Source organism: Bacillus sp. z60-11 (assembly GCF_046464135.1).
GTDB lineage: Bacteria > Bacillota > Bacilli > Bacillales > Bacillaceae > Bacillus > Bacillus sonorensis_A.
Window position 1 is genome coordinate 371602 of record NZ_JBIYSN010000004.1, and the last position, 21105, is coordinate 392706.

The following is a 21105-nucleotide window of genomic DNA, read 5'->3' on the forward strand; positions in this document are numbered from 1 at the left end:
TGTAGATGAAATACATTTTTTGGACGATCGCGTGAATTGTTTAAAAAAAAGGGGAGGATCATAGTGGAAAAAAAGCAGCTGGTTCTTGTGGGGAACGGTATGGCCGGGGTCAGGGCCATCGAAGAGATTCTCAACATTTCAAACGACCAATTCCAGATTACGATTTTCGGAAAAGAACCGCATCCAAACTATAACCGGATTCTTCTTTCCAAGGTGCTGCAGGGAGATACGGACGTAAAAGACATTACACTGAATGATTGGGCTTGGTATGAAGAAAACGGTATTCAGCTATATACGGGTGAAGAGGTTGTCAAAGTCGATCCTGAAGCCAAAACGGTAACGACTGACTCCGGCAGGGTTCAGCCGTATGATGAATTGATTTTGGCGACCGGCTCTCTCCCTTTCATCCTGCCATTGCCCGGGGTGGATAAAGAAGGTGTGACAGCTTTTCGTGATATCAAGGATACCGATGTCATGCTTGAGGCTTCGAAAACGTACAAAAAAGCGGCTGTTATCGGCGGCGGACTGCTCGGTCTGGAAGCGGCGCGCGGGCTGCTCAACCTCGGCATGGACGTCACCGTCATCCACCTTGCGCCATATCTGATGGAACGTCAGCTTGATGCGACAGCGGGACGCCTTTTGCAAAAAGAATTGGAAAAACAGGGCATGACGTTTTTGCTTGAAAAGCAGACGGAAGAAATCTACGGAGACGAACGTGTAGAAGGATTGAAATTCAAAGACGGATCAACGCTTGAGGCAGATTTAGTCGTCATGGCGGTCGGGATCAAGCCGAACGTTCAGCTTGGAAAAGACTGCGGCGTCCCTGTCAACAGAGGGCTGATCGTCAATGATTATATGGAGACTGAAATCCCTCATATATACGCCGTCGGGGAATGCGCCGAACATAGAGGAATTGCCTATGGACTTGTCGCTCCTCTTTACGAGCAGGCCAAAGTAATGGCCAAAAAAATCTGCGGCGTTGAGACGAAACCGTATGAAGGTTCTGTTTTGTCAACACAGTTAAAGGTTTCCGGAGTCGAAGTGTTCTCTGCCGGCGACTTCAATGAGGATGATGACGAAGGCAAAAAAGCGCTCAAGGTGTTTGATGAACAGGATGGCATCTATAAAAAAATCGTGCTCCGTGGAAATCAAATCATCGGGGCCGTATTGTTCGGCGACAGCAGTGAAGGAAACAGGCTGTTTTCGATGATTCAAAAAGGGGCAGACATTTCAGAAACTTCCAAAGTTTCAATCTTGCAGCCTTTGAATCAGGAGGAAGGCATGAGCATCACGGCGGCCATGAGCGATGATGAGATCGTCTGCGGCTGTAACGGTGTTTCAAAAGGAATGATCGTGCAGGCCATTAAAGAGCAGGGTTGTTCTTCAGTGGATGAAATCAAGTCATGCACGGGCGCATCCCGTTCATGCGGAGGCTGTAAACCGCTTGTGGCCGAGATTCTTCAGCATACGCTCGGTTCAGACTTTGACGCAGCCGCCCAAAAAGAAGCGATTTGCGGATGTACCGACCTGTCCAGAGATGAAGTGGTGGCAGAAATCAAAGAGAAAGGTTTGACACATACGAAAGAAGTTATGAATGTGCTCGGCTGGAAAACGGCGGAAGGCTGTTCCAAATGCCGCCCTGCGCTCAACTACTATCTTGGCATGATCAATCCGAAAGAATACGAAGATGAGAGAGAATCCCGATTCGTCAATGAACGGATGCATGCCAACATCCAAAAAGACGGCACATATTCCGTCGTCCCGCGGATGTATGGCGGTGTCACCAATTCGAACGATTTGCGGCGCATCGCCGATGTCGTCGATAAATATGACATTCCTCTTGTGAAAATGACGGGCGGACAGCGGATCGACCTGATCGGTGTCAAAAAAGAAGACCTTCCGAAAGTATGGGCTGATCTTGATATGCCTTCTGGATTTGCTTACGGCAAAACGCTCAGAACGGTAAAAACATGTGTAGGTGAACAGTTCTGCCGTTTCGGAACGCAGGATTCAATGGCTCTCGGGATCGACCTTGAGAAAAAATTCGAAGGCCTTTACACCCCTCACAAAATTAAAATGGCGGTTTCGGCATGTCCGAGAAACTGCGCCGAATCCGGCATCAAAGATCTCGGTGTCGTCGGCATTGACGGCGGCTGGGAAATCTATGTCGGCGGAAACGGAGGTACACATCTTCGCGCCGGCGATCTGCTGATGAAAGTCAAAACGTCTGAGGAAGTCATTGAAATCACAGGCGCTTATCTCCAATACTACAGAGAAACGGCCAACTATTTAGAACGGACGTCCGCATGGCTCGAACGGGTCGGCCTGTCCCATGTCCAGTCCGTCTTGAATGATGAAGAGAAACGCAAAGAATTGAATGACCGGATGAATGAAGCGCTGTCTATCCACAAAGATCCGTGGAAGAACTTTTTGGAAGATGAAAAGACAACGAAGCAGCTTTTTGAAAATGTCGTCACTTCTTAAATAATCCTTAAGGAGGAATTCGCATGGTGAACAAAGGCTTAACAAAGGTATATGTGGCAAAGGTCGGCGATTTGCCGAATCAGCTCGGAAAGACAGTGGTTGTTGAAGGAAAGGAAATCGCGGTTTTCAGGCTTTCAAACGGCGGCGTCCGCGCGGTTGAAAACCGCTGCCCCCACAAAGGAGGGGTGCTTGCCGAAGGAATGGTAAGCGGCGAATTCGTATTCTGTCCAATGCACGACTGGAAGATCAGCCTTGAAGACGGAAAAGTTCAAGAGCCGGATACAGGCTGCATCCAGACATATGAGACAGTGATTGAAGGGGAAGACCTGTTTATCGTATATTAAGTTGATGGCTGGTTTGTGCTTACACGGCCAGCGGACGCATTCACAGAATCGGCAGATGGAAGGATGACAGTTGATGGGGAATGGGAAAGTATTTTTTGTGGGAGCCGGTCCGGGAGATTCCGGGCTGATCACATTGAAAGGGAAGGCGCTGATTGAGTCGGCCGACGTTATTTTGTATGACAGACTGGTTAACCCCCGGCTGCTTGAGCATGCAAAAGCAACGTGTGAATTCATCTATTGCGGAAAGCTTCCAAACCGGCACTATATGAAGCAGAGTGAAATCAACGCACTCCTGATCGAAAAAAGCTTACAAGGTCTCAATATCGTCCGGCTGAAAGGCGGGGATCCCAGCGTGTTCGGCAGAGTCGGCGAAGAAGCGGCCGCCATTACTGAACACGGCATCCCGTACGAAATGGTGCCTGGGATTACCTCTGGAATCGCGGCGCCTCTGTATGCCGGATTGCCTGTGACCCACCGCGATTTTGCTTCATCCTTTGCTGTCGTGACCGCTCATGACAAGTCAGGCAAACCAGATATGGACTGGGAAGGCCTTGTCAGAGGCGTTCAAACCCTCGTCTTTTATATGGGTATCAAAAACCTCGGCTATATATGCGAGCAGCTGATCAAAAACGGCAAGTCCCCTTTCGTTCCCGTGATGGTGGTCCAATGGGGCACATGGGGCCGTCAGCGAAGCGTCAAAGGAACATTGGGCGACATCCGGGAAAAAATCGCGGCGCATCATATTCAAAATCCTGCGATTATCGTCATCGGCGATATCATCTCATTCCGGCAGCACAGCTGGTTTGAGGAAAAGCCTTGTATCGGGATGAATATTTTGGCCGTACAAAGCGGAGAAGAAGAACACTTGCCGACCGGCCTTCTGCGGGAACAGGGCGCTGAAGTCATGGAATGGCCCAGGTGGAAACCGCTTGAAACCGCCGCTGATGATGCCGTCTTAAACGGGATCGACCGCTTTGACAGCATCCTGTTTACATCACAGAAATCGGTGCGTCTGTTTTTTAGCCGGCTGAACGCCCTGAAAATCGATATCAGACGGATTCGCGCCCGGCTTTACGCATCAGAGCCGCTTGTCCAAGCCGCACTCCAAGAACGGGGGCTTATGGCTGACCAGCAGAAAGATTTGCCCGATTCAGGCAGATGTTTATTGATCGGTAGCCCTCAGGCGGTTGAAGCAAAACCGCATCCTGAATGCGAGACGTTTATCACACATGAGCAGATGATCGATAACCGCTTCACCTCGATGATGAAAAGGGAAATCAATGAATTTCCCATCGACATCATCCTGTTTGCGAATCGGAAATGTGTCGAGCTTTTCATGAAGGAGGCGGAAGAGATCGGGATATCGCCTGACGATGCCATTGATCATATCCATGCTGTCTGCCTCAGTCATGAAGCGGAAAGAGCTGCTATCGAGGCTCGATTTAAGCTCGTTCATGTGCCCGGAGAGGATGTCCCCCTGGAAGACTATTTACATGAGCTGAATACTGCCAGACCGCAAGTATCTATCGCAAATCGGTAAAAAAGCAGGGGAATTCCCCTGCTTTCTGCTGTTTGTTATGGTTTCCCGTATAAAGGCGCAATCCGGTCAATCCGATTTGTCCAGATTCCCCCTGTGTAATCTTCAGGCAGTCGCTTGATGTTTTCAACCGTGTCAAATCCGCTTGAAAAACCAAGTCCGCTTCCGCCTGTCACAATCACCCGCGTATCTGCTTTATCCATCCGATTGAAAAAGCGGTCCGGCCATCCCCACAAAAAGGGCGCAACTTTTTCAGGAATGTGCAGCTGTGTATGTTTGCAACCGTCCGGAATGTACCCCGTCCATCCGGCAGACATATATCGAATGAGACAGGCTTTCATCGTTTTTTTTGACATCACCCTAAGCTCAGGAAGCGTTTTCTTTAACGCTGCAATCGGTTCATCGCCGCCGTATACAGTCAGCTTGCGGAGCCGTTTTCGCGGGAGGCTGTCGAGTATTTTGGCCAGCTGAACCCCTTCATTCGGGTCATGGCTTTTGATATGAATGAGGAGCTCGCGATTTGGAAAATGTTCGAGAACCTCGGTGAAGGACGGCATAAGGCCGATGCCTTTGCCGCGAAAAGGATGTGTTTTTCCATGATCGGCGGTATAGCCGTAACCGATATCAAGCTTTTTTAATTCTGCCATTGTATAATCTTTTGTCATCCCTGTGCCGTTTGTCCGGCAATCGAGCGTTCAATCGTGAAACACGGCGAATTGTCCGTCTTTTGTCGGCTTAATATCAAGTTCTACAACATCGGCCCCGGCCCGAAAAGTTGCTTCCATTGCCGGCAATGTGTTTTCAAGGTAAGAGTGTTCAGGCCGGTCAATCCGCTCTGCCGTACATGTATCGCTTTCAACCCCTTCCATCGGAAAGGTCTGTGACAGTCCCCGATGCGCCAGCAGCACCGGCTTTCCGCTTCGGTCGTTTGCGAGAAAAGAAGAATTGTTGAAATAGATAAAGGTAATGAATAAGAGGACCATCCACCAAGCTTTTCTCTTAAAACGCTTTCGGCCCTTTTTCATGGCTAACCGAACAAAACGGTTTTTAAATAATCAAGATCAGCTTCTATATGCCTTTTCATCGACTCGGCCGCTTTTTGTTGGTTTCTGTCCCGCATATGCTTAAAAATCTCCTCATGCTGGCCGATGATGTCCAAACTGCGCTCCCGTTTTTCAAGGTTTTTGCTTCGATAAAAAAAGGTGAGAGACCGCAAATCGAGAAGCTGCTTTTGCAGGCGTACATTTTCGCTCGCTTCTATAATCAAATCATGAAACTTCGTATTCAAGTGAAGCAGGGCATTGGCCGATTCCCCGTTTTGCTTTTCAAATTGGTGATTCGCTTCGCGCAATGTATCGGCTATAAGGTCAAGGGTTTCAGCGGATGCAAGGCGCGTCGCCAAGCTTACGGCCAGTGATTCGAGCGCCTGGCGGCATTGATAAATATCCTCCAGGTCTTTGATTGTCGGCTCGTATACGGTTATTCTCGATTTGTCGTCAACGAAAAGCAGGCCTTCTTGTTCAAGCGTCCGAATCGCTTCTCTGACAGGGCTGCGGCTTACCTCCAGTTCTCTGGCAATTTGCGATTCATAGATTCGTTCCCCTGGCTGATATTCCCCTTTTATAATCATGTCTTTTAAATAATGGTGGACTTGATCATAGTAAGAGACTGCACGCTGTATGGAAAATTTCACGCTGTTCACCTCGTTTGATTTTCACTGCCGAAATCATTAATAGTCTAGCAAAAATCTTCAAAAACCTTCAACCTTATATTTCCATAATCTTGATCAATTTGTGACAAAAAAGTGTTGACTGCTATTCCGTGTCCGTTATACTTAAATTATACCTGTCGACAGTCGGCGGGTTGTTCATTGATTACTATTGTAAGCGCTTTATTGATAGAAGGGAAGGGGGAAATATTAATGAAATCAAATGTTGCATCAGCTTGGGATATGCTTTGGAGGTCACACAGGGAAGCCAAAAGGCTGCTGATGTTCTCCGTACCCGCCAAATCCGGAAAGGACGCCGGGGTGCCGTTCAAGGCAGATCAGCTCACGCGGGAAGAGAAACCGCCAGGCTATAAAACGCCGCAAAAAATCGGCTTGCTGCTTGGCCCTGCACTGTTTTTCGCCGTTATTTTGTTCTTTTTTCCCGAAGGGTTGAGCTATGAAGGCCGAATGGTCTTGGCGACCACATTATGGGTGGCGGTTTGGTGGATTACCGAAGCCGTGCCGATTCCTGCAGCATCCCTGCTGCCGATTGTGCTGCTTCCGCTGACGGGAGCGCTGGAAGGAGATGCTGTCACAGCAAGCTATGGCGATCCGATTGTGTTTTTGTTTTTAGGGGGATTTCTGATTGCCCTTGCCATGGAGCGCTGGAATCTGCATAAACGGATCGCGCTCAACATTATATCCATCGTCGGCACAAGCACATCAAGAATTGTTCTTGGGTTTATGACGGCGACAGGCTTTTTGTCGATGTGGGTCTCCAACACGGCCGCGGTGATGATGATGCTGCCGATTGGAACGGCCATTATCCATCAGGTGTCTGCGGTAATGAAATCCGAAGGAAAAGATTTCGCCGGCGAGGAAGAGAAATTTTCCAAGGCCCTCATCTTCAGCATCGGGTACGCGGGAACGATCGGCGGACTCGGAACGCTGATCGGTACACCGCCGAACATTATTTTGGCGGCCAATATTCAAAAGCTGTACGGAGCGGAAATTTCTTTCGCCGGCTGGATGGCCTTTGCCGTGCCGGTCGTTGTGATTTTGCTTGTGGCGGTATGGCTTTACTTGACCAAGGTCGCCCACCCGATCAAAATGAAACAGCTGCCGGGCGGAAAAGAATTGATTCTTGAAGAAAAAAGAAAGCTTGGAACGATCAGCTTTGAAGAAACAATGGTGCTGCTCGTGTTCGGCTTCGCCGCGTTTATGTGGGTGACAAGAACATTTTTATGGGACGATCGCATACCAGGCATTTCTGATACGATGATCGCAATTTTTGCAGCTTCACTGCTTTTCCTCATTCCATCATTGAATAAAGGCGGAAGGGTATTGGACTGGACGGTGTCAAAAGACTTGCCATGGGGCATCCTCCTGTTGTTCGGCGGAGGTCTCGCCCTTGCGACAGGCTTTAAAGAAACGGGTTTGGCCGAGTGGATCGGCGGACGGCTGACAATATTAGACGGATTTAATTTTGTTATTATCGTCGTCGTCTCAGCGGCTTTGGTGCTGTTTTTGACTGAAATCACATCCAATACGGCGACGGCCACGATGATTCTGCCGGTGCTGGCGTCGCTTGCGCTGGCGCTCAATGTCCATCCTTTTGCGCTGATGGTGCCTGCGGCGATGGCGGCGAACTGCGCGTTTATGCTTCCTGTAGGGACACCGCCGAATGCGATTATTTTCGCTTCGGGAAAAATAAAAATCAGCGAAATGGTCAGGACGGGATTTATCATCAACATCTTCACACTGATATTAATTGTCGGAGCTGTGTTCTATATCCTTCCTCACCTGTGGGGAGTCGATCTGACCGTCTTTCCCGACCAGTTGAAGCGGTAAACAAAAGCCGGGCTGACCTAAGCCCGGCTTTATTCGTGGTTGTCTTTTTCTGGCCTGCAGTCTGCCAATGTCCTCCGCAATTTGTTTTCGATGGCTTTTCAGCATGTCCCTGTTCTCCTTTCCGAACACATCAGAAAAATGGATGATGCTGTTTCCGAGATGAAGTTCGGCGTGCAGATAATTTTCCTTCATCTCCTTTAAACATCTCGATGTCATCGGCCAGCAGCACATTTTGAATGTCTCCGCCCAGTGTCTCCTGGTAGAAGCTGAGCGCTTCCTTGCAATTCTCAATAAAGAGATAAGGGTTTGCGCTTTTCAATGGAAGTGCCTCCTTTTTTCGGATCAACATATTTAGGTTGATGCAAATACAGGAGAAATAAACCAAATTGCGGTATAATCATGATAAAAAAGGATGATAAGCGTGAACAAGTCTGGACTGCCGCATCAATATCCATTTTTATTTGTCGACTGCATTGTTGATACTGAGCCGGGAAAATGGGCGAGAGGGTATAAATTGATCACGGAAAATGACTGGTTTATCACGGAGAGCCAACAGGACATGCCATTTTCCATCATGGTTGAATCTCTCGCTCAGGTTGCTGCATTTACCGCACAGGAAGACAGCACTGGGCTCGGCTTTCTTTCTTCTGTGAAAAAAGCCGAATGCATCGGCAGGGCGGTTCCGGGAGACAAGCTTGATCTGTATTTTGAAGTTGCCCGTTATAAACGGGGATTTTTATTCGGAAAAGGAATGGCCTCTGTTAACGGAACAAAAGTAGCGGAAGCTGAGCTGGGAATCTTTATGGAGAGCGGCAAGTGAATCAAGGGATGCTGAAAACGGTGATCATGTGAAGAGGAAGACAGATGAGGATGCAAATGAAGCTTTTCAAGTGATGACTGATTGCTGAGAATAACATGATTGCAAAATACAGGAGCGGGCATTGTGCCTCCTCTTTTTTAATCTGTTTTGTAGTTTTAAAATATATGATAAAATGACATTTGTTACTAAAATGGTGGAATTCTGTATTGGGGTTTCAGCTTATTAAATCTTAGACTAGAGGATGATGTTTTGTTTTCAAAAAGAAAATTTAAATTAACTGTCGTCACGTTGTCTTTGGTTTTGGGTTGTAGCGCTGGGCTGGAGTGTTATTAGGAGCATCAGGACAGCAGGTTGGGCAGTCGGCACTGGCATGGCAACAGCTTATGACCTAGGTTCGCTTGCATGTCCAAACCAAAGCCTGCTTTAAAAAGATACCAACTGACTGTTAATTTTACTCCTATTGCACTTTTCACCTGTTTAACTCTTTTGTATCGTACACGAGATGTATATTCTACTTTGATATTGTTTATTTTAATGGTATTGAACATATTTTCTTTTGAGTTATTCATGAATCATAAATACGATGATTCTAAGAAAAAAGCGATTCCAACAACGATATATTTCATATTATCAAGTCTGCTTTATATGCTAGCTTACATTTGGATAACAGGATATTAGGGGATGTCCCGACAAATAGATGGTGAACCGCGTAAGGCCGTTCACCGTTTTTTATGTTTTAGATTGTTTAAGAGCCGCATTGCTCGGCGCTATTGTTCATTTCGTTTTCTTGACGGTTATGCTGACACTGCCGGCAGAAGCGTTAACCGTTGCACAGTCTTCAATGTCCACAACAGGTGTGACCGTTTTATGATCGATCTTGATCCCAGTGAAAGAGGTTGAAAAGTTCGCGATAATGGCGGATCGCTGACTTTCAGTTGAGACGGCTGCGGTGGCGAGTGTTTTCCATTTCGAGATGGAGCCGATGTTTGATCCCTTGATTTCCGCGATAATGCGTCCGGTATAGCCGTGGTTGTTTGTTCCCCAAAATGTAGCTCGTGTATTGCCATTCAAGTTTTTATAGATGGTCATTTGCACTGTGCTGCCAGGACGGAAGCCTTTTTTGTATGTAAATTGCTTTTCCCCTTCAATATAGGTTTCCTCATTTTTTGCCCCGACCTTCATCACCGGTTTCCAGATGTTATAGGTGCTGCTGTACTGAAGACCGATATCTGCTTCAGTTCCATTGACTGCACGAAAGCCCGAATAAATATAAGCAGTTGCGTTAGAGACTTTCATTGTGTTAGGAAGCTGGATTTTTGCAGTAAAAATCGAACCTGTGCTGTTCAAATAGGCGCGGCCCCCGATTCCTTTAGGCAGTTTGTTGGCTGCTTTTGCGACTTGAGCGTGTGCGCCGGGAAGTCCTGGAATACCTGCTGAACAGGTTCCGAACAAAACGGCTGTACCGATTGCAACCACTATCAATACTTTTTTCATCAATATGACCTCCGATTTTCCTGATGGACTGCACGATCAAATCTTATTGTAGCGCTGCTTACGTTTATTTTTTTAGAATAATTTGACAAGATGATAACATCTTTATCCAAGTGAATAGACTTAACGATTTCTTTGTCCTGGCCGATTTTTATATTAGAATAGATAGAAGCCTATAAAAACTGGAGGTATCTTAATATCGTGTCAGTCAATCAAACAGAACGAGTCGATGTGAAGCTAGTGGCATTGGATATGGATGGGACGTTGTTGAACGATGAGCAGACCATTTCAGATGAAAACAGAAAAGCGATTAAAGAAGCCGAAGAGAAAGGGGTATATGTCGTGCTCAGCACTGGACGGACGCTGATGACGTGCCGCGAATTGGCGGAGTCGTTGGAGCTGTCTTCATTTTTGATCACGGCTAATGGCAGTGAAATCTGGGATTCTTCCTTTCAGCTGGTTGAACGCCAGCTGCTTCACCCCGATCATGTGCAGATGATGTGGGATTTGCGCAATACACATCAAACCGATTTTTGGGCGGCCAGCGTCGATAAAGTGTGGAGAGGCGAGTTTCCTGATGATATACAGTCGTATGAATGGCTGAAATTCGGGTTTGACATTCCGGATGACGAAGTCAGAAACCGGGTGCTCGAGGAGCTGAAAAAAAACAAGGAACTGGAAGTCACCAACTCCAGCCCGACCAATATCGAAGTCAACGCCATCGGCATCAATAAAGCGGCGGCTTTGGCGAAGGTTTGCGAGCGCCTCGGCTTTACAATGGAACATGTGATGGCGGTTGGCGACAGTTTAAACGATATCGCCATGATCAAAGAAGCGGGGCTGGGTGTCGCCATGGGAAACGCCCAGGACATCGTCAAAGAAACAGCTGATTGGATTACGGATGCCAATACAGAACATGGTGTCGCAAAAGCGATCAGACATTGGGTATTGTCATAGAGGATGAATATATGAAAAAAGGGCCGAACAGGCTCTTTTTTATTTAGAAATAAAAAATTTCGAAAAATAAAATATCCTGAAAATCCTTTATGATAGCGCCCTTTCGGCCGGTATATGATTAGGACATATGTCAGGTTTCTTAACAATATGATGCCAAGACGGTAAATCCCTGTTATAATCTATGTTAAGTTTGATTATTCGGAATAAAGGTTCCGAAAATCGGAACAAAAAGGGGATATACTAAAAATCGGCGAATTGCGGCATCAATAAACAGGGGGGATTATGATGAATCTAGTGGATCTAAACTGTGATCTCGGAGAGAGTTTTGGCGCCTATCAAATAGGCTTGGACGAGGATATTCTCGAATTTGTCACATCAGCCAATGTGGCTTGCGGATTTCATGCCGGAGATCCGGGTGTTATGCGGAAAACCGTGGCGATGGCGGCGGAAAAAGGCGTTCAAATCGGCGCTCACCCCGGACTTCCGGATCTGGCGGGATTTGGCCGCCGCAATATGGCCATTACACCTGATGAAGCATATGATCTCGTGGTATATCAAATTGGCGCACTGTCCGGCTTTTTAAAAGCAGAAGGTGTCAACATGCAGCATGTTAAACCACATGGTGCACTTTATAATATGGCGGCAAAAAGCAGGGAATTATCGGATGCGATCGCTCAAGCCGTCTATAACACAGACCCCGAGCTGATTTTGTTCGGATTGGCGGGAAGCGAGCTCGTACTCGCCGGGGAAAGAGCCGGTTTGAAAACGGCTCATGAAGTGTTCGCCGATCGTACATATCAGGAAGACGGGACATTGACCTCCCGCCTGCAGGATGACGCGCTGATTCAAGACGATGATCAAGCGGTCGCTCAAGTCATCCGTATGGTCAAGGAAGGAAAAGTCCGCAGTCTGCAGGGAGCGGATGTCAGTCTGAAAGCAGATACCGTATGTATTCACGGCGATGGTGCGCATGCGCTTCAATTTGCGCAAAAAATCCGCCGTGAACTGGAATTATCAGATATAAAAGTACAAGCATTCTCAACATGATTGCCGACAAAAGGAGGAATACAATTTGAAGCAAAACAAAAAAACGAAGGCCGCTTCAAGCAACTGGACACTATTATTGGGAGCGGCATTTTTAATGGCCACGTCCTCAATCGGACCCGGTTTTCTTACACAGACAACAGTATTTACCCAAAGTTTGGCCGCAAGTTTCGGTTTTGTCATCCTGGTATCGATTATTTTAGATATTTGCGCTCAAACGAACGTATGGAGAATTATTGCTGTTTCTGAAAAAAGAGGCCAGGAAATCGCCAACCTTGTCTTTCCGGGTCTCGGCTATGTGATCGCTTTCCTCGTCGTCCTCGGCGGGCTTGCCTTCAATATCGGAAACATTGGGGGCGCGGGTCTCGGGCTTGAGGTTTTATTCGGAATCTCACCAAAGACAGGAGCCATTATCAGCGCCGTCATTGCCATTCTTATTTTCGTCATCAAAGAAGCGGGTAAAGCGATGGACCGGTTTACGCTGATTGCGGGCTTTGTCATGATTTTGTTAACCGTGTATGTCGCTGTCACGACGGGACCGCCCGTTGGCGAAGCGCTCACAAAAACGGTGATGCCTGATAAAATCGACATTCTTGCAATTGTCACGCTTGTCGGCGGAACGGTCGGCGGATACATTACGTTTGCCGGCGGACACCGTTTGCTTGACGCAGGTGTGAAAGGAAAAGATTCCATTCCTGAAGTGACGAAAAGCTCTGTTTCCGGCATTTTAATTACATCTATCATGAGGATCGCGCTTTTTTTGGCTGTCCTCGGCGTTGTATCGAAAGGCTTGCAGATTAATCCTGATAACCCGCCGGCTTCCGTATTCCAGCTTGCCGCAGGAAATGTCGGCTATAAAATCTTTGGTCTCGTCATGTGGGGGGCTGCTGTAACATCCGTTATCGGCGCCGCTTATACATCGGTTTCATTCTTTAAAACGTTTTCGCCGAAAATCGAAAAAAATTCGAACGTCATTATTATCGCTTTTATTGTGATTTCAACGCTTTGCTTTATAACAATCGGAAAGCCTGTCAACCTGCTCGTTCTTGCCGGTGCTCTAAATGGGCTGATCCTGCCGATCGCACTCGGCTCCCTCTTAATCGGCGCCCATAAAAAGAACGTTGTCGGCGATTACAGACATCCGGTTTGGCTGACGATTCCCGGCATAATCGTCGTAATTGTGATGGCGATTATGGGAGGCTATACACTGATCAATGAAATTCCAAAATTATGGGGATGATTTCATTGCGAAATTTACAAATGATGCGCCCGGAAGAAGTCCGCGGCTTGATTCGGCAGGGGAGACTGTCCGAACCGACAGCCGGCATGGCCGGGGGCTACACTCAGGCAAACTTGGTTATTTTAAAAAAGGAGCTTGCTTTTGACTTTCTGCTGTTTTGCCAGCGGAATCAAAAGCCGTGCCCGATTCTCGATGTCACAGAACCGGGCTCTCCCATTCCGGCAATCGTAGCGCCGAGCGCAGATATCCGCACCGATTTTCCGAAGTACCGCGTCTACAAAAACGGTGAATTAACGGACGAAGTCACGGATATCTCGCCATTGTGGGAGGAGGATATGGTCGGTTTTTTAATCGGCTGCAGCTTCACATTTGAGCAAGCCTTACTGAATAATGGAATTCCCGTCAGACACATTGAAGAAAAGCGAAATGTTCCGATGTATCAAACGAATATCCCTTGTGTTGAGGCGGGCCGGTTCAAAGGGCCAATGGTCGTCAGTATGCGTCCGATTCCGGAGGAGCAGGTCGTGCGGGCCGTTCAGGTGACATCAAGGTTTCCCGCCGTTCACGGAGCCCCGGTGCATATTGGCAATCCTGAAGCTATCGGTATTCAAGACATCCCAACTCCCGATTTCGGTGATGCGGTGACAATAAAAAAAGGGGAAGTTCCGGTGTTCTGGGCTTGCGGTGTTACGCCTCAAGCGGTCGCAATGCATGTGAAGCCGGAGCTGATGATCACACATGCGCCGGGTCACATGCTGATCACGGATGTGCGTGATGAACAGTTTGGTGTTTTATAGCGATCAATACAGAGCCATTTGCTCTGTATTGATTTTTGATTTTGGGGATAAAGGCAAGGTGGTGTAGAATTGAACAGTTTATCAGATGTAAAAATAGAGCCGCTCGGAGATTCTGCGGTGATCATTCAGCTTGGAACCGGTATTGATGAACAGATCCAGCGGTTGGCAAGCGCTTTAACAAAACAGATTGAAAGCGATCCGTTTCCAGGCTTCATTGAATGTGTGCCGGCATTTACGAGCGTGACCGTTTTCTATCGTCCATTTGCAGTATATCAACTGATCAAGAACGATCCGGCTTTTGATTCTCCATTTGAAAAAGTAAAAGCCCTCATCAAAAAAAACCTCCAAGAGCTGACGCTAGAAGAAAACGCAGAAAAACGCACGGTTGAAATCCCTGTATGCTATGGGGGCAGTTTCGGCCCTGATTTGGAGGAAGTGGCCAAGATCAACGGTCTGACTCCTGAAGAAGTGATTGACATTCACACCGCGGGTGAATACCTCGTTTATATGATCGGCTTCGCACCGGGATTCCCTTATCTGGGCGGAATGTCTGAAAAAATCGCCGCACCGCGGCGGCCTTCTCCGCGCACAGCGATTCCGGCAGGTTCAGTGGGAATCGCCGGCATGCAGACAGGTGTCTATCCATTATCTACACCTGGCGGCTGGCAGCTGATCGGCAACACACCTCTTGAGTTATTCAGGCCTTATGAGCAGCCTCCAAGTTATTTAAGAGCGGGAGATGTTGTCAAATTTGTCAGTGTGACTGAAGAGGAGTACAACAGGTTGAAGGAGGGAGAAGCTTGAGCATCGAAGTTTTAAAGCCGGGCCTGATGACGACGGTTCAAGATTTAGGGCGCACCGGCTATCAAAAATACGGCGTCCTTGTCAGCGGAGCAATGGATGCCGACTCTTTGCGCCTTGCCAATATGCTTGCAGGAAACAGTGAGAATGAAGCGGCTCTTGAAGTGACGCTGATGGGCCCGGGGCCGTCCCTCCGCTTTCAGAAAAGAGCCCTGATCGCGGTTACGGGAGCGGACTTTTCACTGACTGTAAATGATGAAGAAGTACCGCTGTGGAGACCGGTCTTGGTTGAGGAAGGAAGCGTCCTGACATTCGGAATGTGCAAACGGGGAAGCCGCGCGTATATGGCCGTTGCCGGGGGAATCGCCGTCCCTTCCGTGATGGACAGCAAAAGCACATATGTCAGGGCCGGAATCGGCGGCTACAAGGGAAGACCTTTGCAAAAAAGCGACCTGCTGGCGGCCGGAGAACTGACGCCTTTATCGGAAAGAATGATGGAGAAGTTGAAAGATCAATTGAATCAGAGAGGATTCGCGGCTCCAAAATGGGCCGTCGATCAAAAGTATTTTCTTCCCCTGAAGAAAAACCCGGTGATCCGTGTCATCAAAGGAGAGCAATTGACCGCTTTTACCGAAGCTTCACAGGAAAGATTTTTCCAAGAGGCTTTTCGGGTGACGGCCAAATCCGACCGGATGGGCTACCGTCTTCAAGGAGAAGTGCTTGAACTGAAAAAACCGCTGGAAATGATTTCTGAAGCGGTATCTTTCGGAACGATCCAGGTTCCGCCTGACGGCAATCCGATCGTGCTGCTTGCGGACAGGCAGACGGCAGGGGGGTATCCGCGAATTGCCCATATCATTTCGACCGACTTATCCACTGTGGCCCAGATGATGCCGGGGGAACAGGTGAAGTTTGAGCTAGTCAGCCTCTATGATGCAGAACGAATGTATATTGAAAGGGAGACAAAAATCAGCGAACTTTCGGCCCGCTTAAAGCTTGAATACATGTTATGATATAGTGTGATGTGTATCAGGAGGGGGAAGGGATGGAAAACAGGAATAAAACGGTTGTCAAAGCCATGACTCTGCTCAATCTGTTTTTGACGAGAGAAAGGCTCTCTCTCAATGACATGATTGAGCTTACGGGCATGCCGAAAACATCTGTGTACCGCATGGTTTGCTCTCTCGAAGAAATGGGGTTTCTCGATCGCGATGAAAATGGGATGTACGCTTTAGGGCTGTTATTTCTCCAATACGGCCAGCTCGTTTCAGAAAGGCTTGATATCCGGAAAATCGCCTTGCCCATTATGGAAGCGCTTCGCGATGAAGTGGATGAAGCCGTCCATTTGATTGTGAGGCGGGGGAATGAAGCGATGTACATAGAAAAAATAGAGGGAACACAGACGGTTCGCCTTTACACGGCGATCGGCAGGCGCTCGCCGCTGTATGCCGGAGCCTGTGCGCGGAGCATTTTGACCTTTTTGCCCAAAAAAGAGCGGGATTCCTATGTCGAAAAAATCGAGTTGAAGCCGATGGCTTCAGGAACGATCCGCGGCAAGGAGGAGCTTCTACACGTGCTTGAGGAATCATACCGAAATGGCTGCACCGTCAGCCATTCAGAGCTTGAAGATTATACATCCGCCATCGCCGCGCCGATTTTCAACCATAAACGCGAGGTTGTCGCCGGTATCAGCATTGCCGGATTTGAAGCGCGCTTTCAAAAAGACCGCCTTCCCTATTTGACGGAACGGGTCAAAAAAGCAGCGCTCGACATTTCCAAAAAACTAGGTTTTTAAATGAAGGAGAGTATCCTTTTTCACTTCTGTCGAGTACATATATGGTATCTGTCACAAAACAGAAGGGGGAAAGGATATGACGCTTCAATATGTCGCTCTCGGCGACTCTTTGACCGTCGGAGTCGGCTCCGGCTTGTTTGAGCCGGGATTTGTCCAGCGCTATAAGAAAAAAGTGGAGGAAGACTTGAAGCAGGATGTCTCATTAGTGAAATTCGCAAAATCGGGACTTGAGACGGCGGAAATTCTCGACATGCTCAATATGCCGTTCGTCAAAGAACAGGTTAAAAAAGCGGATGTCATCACGATCACGGGATGTGGGAACGATCTGCTTCGATCCTTGGACATATACGAGAAAGAAAAGGATGAGCATGTTTTTTTGGAAGCCTCTTCCCATTGCCAGAAAAACTACTCAAACATGTTGGAAAAAATAAATGAGATCAAGGGCGAAAAAGACGGCTGTTATGTCATCCGGCTCCTCAACTTATACAATCCGTTTCCGCACATCGAATTGGCCGACAAGTGGATTACCGGCTTTAACCGGCACTTAAAACAGCTGGAAGCACCGCCGCATGTCAAGGTCATCGACACGTATGCCGTTTTTAAAGGACGCGAAAAAGAACTGCTGTCATTTGATCGGGTTCATCCGAACAGCAGGGGATATGAAGCCATGGCGGAAAAGCTGAGGGAGGCGGGCTATGGGCCGCTTGACAATGAAATCTAAATCGTTAAACGAAAGATCCTTCTGATAAAAGAAGGTCTTTTTTTTATGCCTTGGAAGGCTCTGCCCGGTTTATTTGCCGCAGGCAAAGACACAATCAAACATTCACTATTAAATTTTGTCACACCGCTAATGCCAAAGTGGCGTTTTCTTTCAATTGAGACGCGTCTGTAAGCGTTTTAATATAAAAACAAGAGGCCGACATTATTCGACATCATTTTTTGATCTGTTGCTTTTAAAGACAACAAAGGAGGTTATGAAATGGAAGACAAACAAAATAAAGGTTTCAAAGTAAAGATTCAACGTTTCGGCAGCTATTTAAGCGGAATGATTATGCCGAACATCGGCGCATTTATCGCATGGGGCATCATTACCGCCTTATTTATTCCGACGGGGTGGATGCCGAATGAAGCGCTCGCTTCATTGGTTGATCCGATGATTAAATACTTGCTGCCGCTATTGATCGGCTATACAGGCGGTAAGATGGTGTACGACCACCGCGGAGGCGTCGTCGGGGCGACAGCTGCTATCGGCGTCATTGTCGGCGCGGACATTCCGATGTTCCTCGGCGCGATGATCATGGGGCCGCTGGGCGGCTATTTGATCAAATTGACCGACAGGCTTTTCAAAGATAAGGTCCGTTCAGGCTTTGAAATGCTGATCAACAACTTCACGGCCGGCATCCTCGGATTTATCCTGACCGTGCTCGGTTTCTTGGCGATCGGTCCGGTTGTGCTCGGCTTGAATAAAACATTGGCGGCCGGCGTGGAAGTGATCGTCAATGCGAACCTGCTGCCGCTGGCCAGCATTTTTGTAGAACCGGCGAAAGTTCTTTTCCTGAACAATGCCATCAACCACGGGATTTTGAGTCCGATTGGGATTGAAGAAGCGGCCAATACAGGAAAATCGATTTTGTTCCTGCTCGAAGCGAATCCTGGACCGGGCCTCGGCATTCTGCTGGCTTATATGGTATTCGGAAGAGGAACATCAAAGCAAACCGCGCCTGGGGCTGCGGTCATTCACTTCCTTGGGGGAATTCATGAAATCTATTTCCCTTACATCTTGATGAAACCGCTGCTCATTTTAGCTGCAATCGCAGGGGGTGCAAGCGGTGTGCTGACATTCTCCATCTCTAATGCGGGGCTTGCGGCCGTTCCGTCTCCGGGAAGCATTATCGCAGTTTTGGCGATGACACCGAAAGGCAACCACATCGGCATTATCCTTGGTGTTCTTGTCGCGGCGGCGGTCTCATTTATTGTGGCGGCGCTCATTCTCAAAACATCTAAAGCAGCTGATGAAGATTTAACAGCAGCGACGGAAAAAATGCAGCAAATGAAAGGCAAGAAAAGCCAGGCCGTTTCTGCCTTGACTTCAGCTGAACAAGCTGAGGAATCAGCATACGAAAATGTCGGCAAAATCATCTTCGCTTGTGATGCCGGAATGGGCTCCAGTGCGATGGGAGCGTCCATTTTGAAAAACAAAGTCAAAAAGGCTGAACTCGATATCGATGTTTCCAATACATCGATTAACAATCTGCCGGATGACGCGGATATCGTCATTACGCATAAAGATTTGACGGAGCGCGCGAAAGCGAAGCTTCCAACCGCCAAACACATTTCAGTAGAAAATTTTCTTAACAGTCCAAAATACGACGAACTGATCAATCAGCTGAAAAAATAATATTTTGCAACCCGTGAGCCTGTTCATTCAGGCTCACACAACATGTATGAAAGAGAGTGATTTCCCAATGAAACCAGTACTTGCAAAAGAAAACATTCATCTCAATCAATCTGCCGCAACACAGGAAGAAGCGATCAGGCTTGCAGGAAAGGCTCTTGTTGATTCCGGGTATGTCACGGCGGACTATATCGAGAAGATGCTTGAGAGGGAAAGGATAACATCCACTTACATGGGCAACGCGATCGCCATTCCGCACGGTACAGAAGACAGCAAACAAAACGTTCTTCACTCAGGCATCTCCGTCATTCAAATACCTGAAGGTGTTGAATACGGTGATGGAAATATTGCGAAAGTGGTTTTTGGCATCGCCGGGAAAAACGATGAACACCTTGAAATCCTTTCGAAGATTGCCATCGTCTGCTCTGAAACCGAAAATGTTGAACGATTGATCAACGCTGAAGACGAAGCTGAATTGATGACGGTTTTTGAAGAAGGTGCAGAGCTATGATCGCCTTGCACTTTGGCGCGGGCAATATCGGCCGCGGATTCATCGGCGCCCTGCTCTGCAAATCGGGATATGAAGTTGTCTTTGCCGATGTGAATGAAACCGTCATCCAAGAACTGAACGAAAAGCGGCGCTATACCGTCGAATTGGCTGACACAGCCCGGAAGACGGAAACGATCGGCCCCGTCCGGGCGATCAACAGCGGCACAGAGCTTGAAGTGTTGTATGAAACACTTGAACAAGCCGATCTCGTGACAACAGCCGTCGGCCCATCAGTGCTGAAACTGATTGCCAAGCCGATCGCAGAAGGGCTGAAAAAGCGGCTCAAAACAAACGGCAAACCCCTTCACATCATCGCCTGTGAAAATATGATCGGCGGAAGCAGTCATCTGCAGGAGGAGGTTTTCAGCCACTTAAACGAAGAAGAGCGCAAAGCGCTTGACGGAGTCGTTGCCTTTCCGAATTCCGCGGTAGACCGGATTGTGCCGATCCAGCATCACGAAGACCCGCTGAAGGTGAGCGTTGAGCCGTTCTTCGAATGGGCGGTCGACAAAACTGCGTTTATCAGCGATATCCCCGATATTCAAGGGGTGACCTATGTATCCGATCTTGCGCCTTTCATTGAAAGAAAGCTTTTTACCGTCAATACCGGACATGCCATGGCCGCATATGCCGGCTATCAAAAAGGACTCAAGACGATAAAAGAGGCCGTCGATCATCCGGAGGTGCGCCAAACGGTTGCAGGCGCGCTGGAAGAAACGGGGCGCTACCTTGTTGAGACATATGATTTTACAGAGGAGGAGCACGAGCGCTATATTAAGAAAATTTTCAGCCGGTTTGAAAATGAAAGCCTCTCAGACGATGTCACACGTGTGGCCAGATCGCCGCTTCGTAAGCTTGGCCCGCATGACCGGCTTGTCGGTCCGGCCCAAAAGCTGAGCAAATCGGGGGTTGAACCTGTCCGCCTAGCGGAAGGGATCGCCTTGGCGCTGCAGTTCGATTTTGCTGATGATCAGGAAGCCGTTCAGCTTCAAAGCATGATCGCTGAAAAAGGCTATGAAGAAGTGCTTCAGGACGTATGCGGGCTCGACAAGAATGAATATTTGTTCGCGCTGGTGATGAAGCATTTGAAACAATAGTTTCCGATAAAACCGCGGGAGCCTGGCGGGGGCCTGCCACAAACGGAACGAATGATAGGGTGGCTCGGGACATAACCTAGTAGAAGCATCAGCTGTCAGCTGATGTTTCTTCACTTCTGAAAAAATTTCCACTTATATTTTAGTAAAAAATTAATTAGTTTGAATTGAAGATTTCTTGTAAGCGTTTTATGATA

At 47.9% G+C, this 21105-nt stretch carries 19 protein-coding genes and 1 pseudogene; 16 read left to right on the forward strand and 4 right to left on the reverse strand.

The genetic code is table 11. The annotated features are described in order from the left end of the window. Positions 1 to 63 precede the first annotated feature (63 nt). From nirB to cobA, 3 genes are all read left to right on the forward strand, one after another. A complete protein-coding gene (gene nirB, locus ACINLD_RS14060; RefSeq protein ID WP_409444856.1) occupies positions 64 to 2484 on the forward strand; it encodes a nitrite reductase large subunit NirB in 2421 nt (806 codons plus the stop codon). Between the two features lie 23 nt (positions 2485 to 2507). Beyond that, positions 2508 to 2828 (forward strand): nitrite reductase small subunit NirD, encoded by a 321-nt coding sequence (nirD, locus tag ACINLD_RS14065; protein WP_026585931.1) that lies wholly within the window; start codon positions 2508 to 2510, stop codon positions 2826 to 2828. Between the two features lie 73 nt (positions 2829 to 2901). Then, a complete protein-coding gene (gene cobA, locus ACINLD_RS14070; RefSeq protein WP_077735705.1) occupies positions 2902 to 4368 on the forward strand; it encodes a uroporphyrinogen-III C-methyltransferase in 1467 nt (488 codons plus the stop codon). A gap of 35 nt (positions 4369 to 4403) precedes the next feature. On the opposite strand, the pseudogene ACINLD_RS14075 reads toward cobA, so the two are convergent. Continuing rightward, positions 4404 to 5390: pseudogene (locus ACINLD_RS14075) on the reverse strand (glycerophosphodiester phosphodiesterase family protein). A gap of 2 nt (positions 5391 to 5392) precedes the next feature. Beyond that, positions 5393 to 6058: a GntR family transcriptional regulator gene (locus tag ACINLD_RS14080; RefSeq protein ID WP_026585933.1), complete on the reverse strand. Its 666-nt coding sequence runs from the start codon at positions 6056 to 6058 to the stop codon at positions 5393 to 5395. Positions 6059 to 6286: 228 nt separating this feature from the next. Here ACINLD_RS14080 and ACINLD_RS14085 point away from each other — a divergent pair, with 228 nt between their 5' ends. Next, positions 6287 to 7924: an SLC13 family permease gene (locus tag ACINLD_RS14085; protein WP_409444857.1), complete on the forward strand. Its 1638-nt coding sequence runs from the start codon at positions 6287 to 6289 to the stop codon at positions 7922 to 7924. Positions 7925 to 8054: 130 nt separating this feature from the next. Here ACINLD_RS14085 and ACINLD_RS14090 read toward each other — a convergent pair whose 3' ends face one another. Continuing rightward, on the reverse strand, positions 8055 to 8243 hold the full coding sequence (locus ACINLD_RS14090) for a hypothetical protein (protein ID WP_051290335.1): 189 nt from the start codon (positions 8241 to 8243) through the stop codon (positions 8055 to 8057). A 102-nt stretch (positions 8244 to 8345) separates the two neighbouring features. Here ACINLD_RS14090 and ACINLD_RS14095 point away from each other — a divergent pair, with 102 nt between their 5' ends. Then, the gene (locus ACINLD_RS14095; RefSeq protein WP_026585937.1) at positions 8346 to 8744 is read left to right on the forward strand and encodes a 3-hydroxyacyl-ACP dehydratase FabZ family protein; all 399 of its coding nucleotides are present in this window, start codon (positions 8346 to 8348) and stop codon (positions 8742 to 8744) included. 774 nt (positions 8745 to 9518) lie between these two features. On the opposite strand, the gene ACINLD_RS14100 is transcribed toward ACINLD_RS14095, so the two are convergent. Next, the gene (locus tag ACINLD_RS14100) at positions 9519 to 10238 is read right to left on the reverse strand and encodes a YrpD family protein (protein ID WP_409444858.1); all 720 of its coding nucleotides are present in this window, start codon (positions 10236 to 10238) and stop codon (positions 9519 to 9521) included. 198 nt (positions 10239 to 10436) lie between these two features. Here ACINLD_RS14100 and ACINLD_RS14105 point away from each other — a divergent pair, with 198 nt between their 5' ends. The 11 genes from ACINLD_RS14105 (at position 10437) to ACINLD_RS14155 (ending at position 20911) form a co-directional block, all read left to right on the forward strand. Beyond that, complete coding sequence (locus tag ACINLD_RS14105) at positions 10437 to 11192, forward strand: Cof-type HAD-IIB family hydrolase (RefSeq protein ID WP_277692441.1); 756 nt, start codon at positions 10437 to 10439, stop codon at positions 11190 to 11192. A 285-nt stretch (positions 11193 to 11477) separates the two neighbouring features. Further along, on the forward strand, positions 11478 to 12239 hold the full coding sequence (gene pxpA / locus ACINLD_RS14110; protein WP_026585940.1) for a 5-oxoprolinase subunit PxpA: 762 nt from the start codon (positions 11478 to 11480) through the stop codon (positions 12237 to 12239). 25 nt (positions 12240 to 12264) lie between these two features. Continuing rightward, the gene (locus ACINLD_RS14115; RefSeq protein ID WP_077735699.1) at positions 12265 to 13476 is read left to right on the forward strand and encodes an NRAMP family divalent metal transporter; all 1212 of its coding nucleotides are present in this window, start codon (positions 12265 to 12267) and stop codon (positions 13474 to 13476) included. Continuing rightward, positions 13467 to 14273 carry a putative hydro-lyase gene (locus ACINLD_RS14120; protein WP_077735698.1) on the forward strand — a complete coding sequence of 269 codons (807 nt, stop codon included), beginning with the start codon at positions 13467 to 13469 and terminating at the stop codon, positions 14271 to 14273. Before ACINLD_RS14115 ends, ACINLD_RS14120 begins: the two co-directional genes overlap by 10 nt. A gap of 69 nt (positions 14274 to 14342) precedes the next feature. After that, positions 14343 to 15077 (forward strand): 5-oxoprolinase subunit PxpB, encoded by a 735-nt coding sequence (gene pxpB, locus ACINLD_RS14125; protein WP_077735697.1) that lies wholly within the window; start codon positions 14343 to 14345, stop codon positions 15075 to 15077. Further along, positions 15074 to 16087: a biotin-dependent carboxyltransferase family protein gene (locus ACINLD_RS14130; protein WP_026585944.1), complete on the forward strand. Its 1014-nt coding sequence runs from the start codon at positions 15074 to 15076 to the stop codon at positions 16085 to 16087. Before pxpB ends, ACINLD_RS14130 begins: the two co-directional genes overlap by 4 nt. Before the next feature lie 32 nt (positions 16088 to 16119). Then, a complete protein-coding gene (locus tag ACINLD_RS14135) occupies positions 16120 to 16869 on the forward strand; it encodes an IclR family transcriptional regulator (RefSeq protein ID WP_026585945.1) in 750 nt (249 codons plus the stop codon). A 76-nt stretch (positions 16870 to 16945) separates the two neighbouring features. Continuing rightward, a complete protein-coding gene (locus ACINLD_RS14140; protein ID WP_026585946.1) occupies positions 16946 to 17590 on the forward strand; it encodes a GDSL-type esterase/lipase family protein in 645 nt (214 codons plus the stop codon). Positions 17591 to 17848: 258 nt separating this feature from the next. Next, on the forward strand, positions 17849 to 19267 hold the full coding sequence (locus tag ACINLD_RS14145; protein ID WP_410207040.1) for a PTS mannitol transporter subunit IICB: 1419 nt from the start codon (positions 17849 to 17851) through the stop codon (positions 19265 to 19267). A gap of 67 nt (positions 19268 to 19334) precedes the next feature. Beyond that, positions 19335 to 19775, forward strand: a complete 441-nt coding sequence (locus ACINLD_RS14150) for a PTS sugar transporter subunit IIA (RefSeq protein WP_077735693.1) — start codon at positions 19335 to 19337, stop codon at positions 19773 to 19775. Beyond that, positions 19772 to 20911, forward strand: a complete 1140-nt coding sequence (locus tag ACINLD_RS14155; RefSeq protein WP_409444860.1) for a mannitol-1-phosphate 5-dehydrogenase — start codon at positions 19772 to 19774, stop codon at positions 20909 to 20911. The genes ACINLD_RS14150 and ACINLD_RS14155 overlap by 4 nt, the downstream gene beginning before the upstream one ends. Positions 20912 to 21105: the final 194 nt, after the last annotated feature.